Annotated in this window: 3 protein-coding genes and 1 pseudogene; 2 read left to right on the plus strand and 2 right to left on the minus strand. The window is 72.6% G+C overall.

Features of this window, described 5'->3' with window-relative positions; genetic code table 11:
* Together QZ433_RS13515 and QZ433_RS13520 are read right to left on the minus strand one after the other, a co-directional pair.
* A pseudogene (locus QZ433_RS13515) lies at nt 1-345 on the minus strand (rRNA methyltransferase); the annotation flags it as partial.
* A gap of 172 nt (nt 346-517) precedes the next feature.
* Nucleotides 518-1,720, minus strand: a complete 1,203-nt coding sequence (locus QZ433_RS13520) for an amidohydrolase family protein (protein WP_295784441.1) — start codon at nt 1,718-1,720, stop codon at nt 518-520.
* Between the two features lie 133 nt (nt 1,721-1,853).
* Between QZ433_RS13520 and QZ433_RS13525 the strand changes: the two genes are divergently transcribed.
* Nucleotides 1,854-2,702, plus strand: coding sequence for a Sir2 family NAD-dependent protein deacetylase (locus tag QZ433_RS13525; RefSeq protein ID WP_295784442.1), 849 nt, complete (start codon nt 1,854-1,856; stop codon nt 2,700-2,702).
* Between the two features lie 8 nt (nt 2,703-2,710).
* Nucleotides 2,711-3,127 (plus strand): hypothetical protein (locus QZ433_RS13530; protein ID WP_295784444.1); only part of this gene is annotated, 417 nt, incomplete at its 3' end.

Raw genomic sequence — 3,127 nt, forward strand, 5'->3', positions numbered from 1 at the left:
GTCGCGGACGACGTCGGCGACGGATGCCAGGGCGGGGCGGTGCATGGATGCCAGCAGGCCCCGGTGCACGGTGTACCCCGTCACCTGTTCGGCGATCTCGGCCGCGACGACGTAGACCTCGGCATCCTCACCGACGAGGGCGAGGGCGTCGGCGAGGAACTTCTCCTGCACGAGGACCGAGCGGGGGCGGTGTCCGGCCCGCAGCGCGCGGTCGAGCACCTTGGCCGACTCGGCAATGTAGAGCCCGCCGGCGGGTTCGGACACGCGCCGCAGCGACACGTCGGTGAGGTGGCGGTAGTCGGCGAGGCGCGGATCGTCGGCGGAGTCCAGGGGAATGACGGGCATCGTCCCATCGTGCCAGCCGTGCGGGACCGCTCCGCGCGATCGTCGAGTGCCCACGACACGCCGCACCGGGCGGCGCCCACCCGGAGTGTCCTGGACGCTCGAACGCACGGGGCCCGTGATCTGCACCGGGCTCACGCCACCCGCGCCCCGGCCCGCGCCGCCGGCGCCCGGCTCAGGCCACGTGCAGTGCTTTGCCCCCGGCGATGACCAATGCCCGCTCGGGCTGTCGGACGAGCGCGTCGATCGGGTTCTCGGCATCCATCAGGACGATGTCGGCGCGCGCGCCCTCGATCAGATCGTGCACGTCGCGGCCGACGGCCCACGCGGCGGCGCTCGTGGCCAGCCGCACCACGCGGTCGAGGTCGTCGTCGCGCACGAGTCCCCCGGCGCGGGCGTACTGCCACGCGATGCCCAGGATGTCGCCCGTTCCGTAGGGGCTCCACAGATCCCGGATGCCGTCGGTACCGAGCCCGAACGCGACCCCGGCGGCGTCGAGGTCGGCGAGGGGCAGCTGAGCACCGCCGAGGGGGGCGACGGTGGTCATCGACACCCCCGCTTCGCCCATCGCGGCGAGCAGGTCGCGACGACGGACGGCGTCGAGCTGCGCGACGGCGAAACCGTGCGCGATGTTCACCCGGCCGGCGAGACCGTGCCGCTGCACGCGGTCGACGAGCAACTCGATCTGAAAGGCCCCGAGCTCGGCGGGGTCGTGCAGGTGGATGTCGATCCCCGCGCCGGTCTCGAGGGCCAGCGACACGAGGGCGTCGATCTGTCCGACGGGGTCTCGATCGATGGATGCCGGGTCCAGCCCGCCGATCCAGCCGACGCTCTCACGACTCGCGGCCGCGCGCAGCAGCTCGAGGACGCCCGGGCGGCGCAGGACGCCGTCCTGAGGAAAGGCGACGAGCTGCACGTCGAGGGCTCCGACGTAGGCCTCCGCGGCCTGTTGGACCGCGTCGATCGCGCGCAGGCCGATCCCCGTGTCGACATCGACGTGCGTGCGGATGGCCGTGGTGCCGTGCAGCACGAGCTGCTCGAGCACCGCGGCGGAGCGTTCGATCGAGGGGATGCCGAGCGCCTCGCGCTGATCGCGCTCGTGGCGGATGCGTCCCTCGACGCCGGCCGCTCCCCCGTACGACTGCCACGGCAGGCCCCACCAGGACTTGTCGACGTGGGCGTGGGCGTTGATCAGACCGGGAAGGGCCAGCAGGCCGCGGCCGTCGAACTCGCGCACGCCGATCGGTGCGGTGCCGGCGGGTCGGATCGCCGCGATGCGGCCGTCGGCGATGTCGATGTCGACGGGATCGCCGCCCCACGGCCGCACGCGACGGAGGCAGGTGACGTCGAGCATGGCGGGGGGCGAAACGGGGGGCATGTCCCCAGTATCGGCGGGTCCGCGGCTCGTCCGGTGGTGCCGCGCGCGGGCGTTCTCGACCGCCGTCGCCCCGCGCGGTCGGCGTGAGCCGGTGTCGGCGGCCCGCCCTAGACTCGTTGCGACGGAGGTGTGCATGACCGACACGACGGAGGATGCCGGGTTCTCGGCATCCATCGATCGAGCCGTCGAGGTGCTGGCCGGCCGACGGGTCGCGGTCCTGACCGGCGCGGGCGTGTCGACGGACTCCGGGATCCCCGACTATCGCGGGAAGGGCGCGCCGACGCGGACGCCCATGACGGCGCAGCAGTTCCTGGCCAGCGCCGACGCCCGCCGACGCTATTGGGTGGGCAGCCACCTGGGGTGGAAGGTCTTCGCCGCCGCCGAACCCAACGACGGTCATCGCGCGCTCGCCGCGCTCGAGGGCGCGGGGGTGGCCAACGGCGTCGTGACGCAGAACGTCGACGGCCTGCACGTGCGGGCCGGCAGCGGCCGGGTCGTAGAACTGCACGGCACGATGCGCCGCGTGGGCTGCCTGCAGTGCGGTCAGGTGTTCGACCGTCGTGATCTGGCCGAGCGGGTCGAGGCCGACAATCCGTGGATCAGCCTGCCCGAGAACGTCGAGCTCGGGCCCGACGGCGACGTGACGCCCGCGTCCGCCGACGGCTTCGTCGTGCCCGAGTGCTCCGTGTGCGGCGGGACGCTCAAGCCCGACGTGGTGTTCTTCGGCGAATACATCCCGGTCGAGAAGTTCCGCGAGGCCGAGCAGCTGGTGCACACCAGCGACGCCCTGGTGGTGGCGGGCTCGTCACTGGTGGTGAACAGCGGCATCCGTCTGGTCGAACGCGCGCGCCGCAAGCGCCTGCCCGTCGTCATCGTCAACCGCGGAGCCACGCGCGCCGATCAGCGCGCGGCCGTGAAGATCGACGGTGGAACGACCGACGTGCTGCGGGCATTCGCCGAGCGGCTTCCGGGACTGCTGTAGGGCCCGACGTGCGGCTCACGACGACACCGATGAAGACGCCGACGGCTGTCCCGTCGGCTTCGGGGAGTTCGCGCCCCTCCCGGCGACGATTGGCCGTTCTCGTCGTCCTGCTCGTCGCCGTCGTTGTCCTGGGCCGTCTGTTCGGGGAGCCGCCGCGCATCCTGGAGGACGAGATGGCGGCCGGCTTCGCGGACCACACCCTGCTCGGCGCGATCTCCGGGGTCTCGAACGCCCCGGACGGCCTGGCCGAGACGGTCGAGGCGCTGGAGACCGATTCCATCGGCGGCCTGACGAACGAGAGCCCCTTCGGGTGGAAGCTGATCGGCGAGGACGGCGGACGATTGTTCGTCGCCACGTACTTCCTGTGGGACAACGGCGGGTGGCGACTGATCCCGCGTGCATCGGCGTGGGGACGAGCGTGTCGC

The sequence above is a fragment of the uncultured Microbacterium sp. genome, from assembly GCF_913776565.1.
Classification (GTDB): domain Bacteria; phylum Actinomycetota; class Actinomycetes; order Actinomycetales; family Microbacteriaceae; genus Microbacterium.

Coding starts and splice junctions, on each gene's coding strand:
- QZ433_RS13525 (WP_295784442.1), top strand. CDS start 1,854: ATGACCGACACGACGGAGGATGCCGGGTTCTCGGCATCCATCGATCGA.
- QZ433_RS13520 (WP_295784441.1), bottom strand. CDS start 1,720: ATGCCCCCCGTTTCGCCCCCCGCCATGCTCGACGTCACCTGCCTCCGT.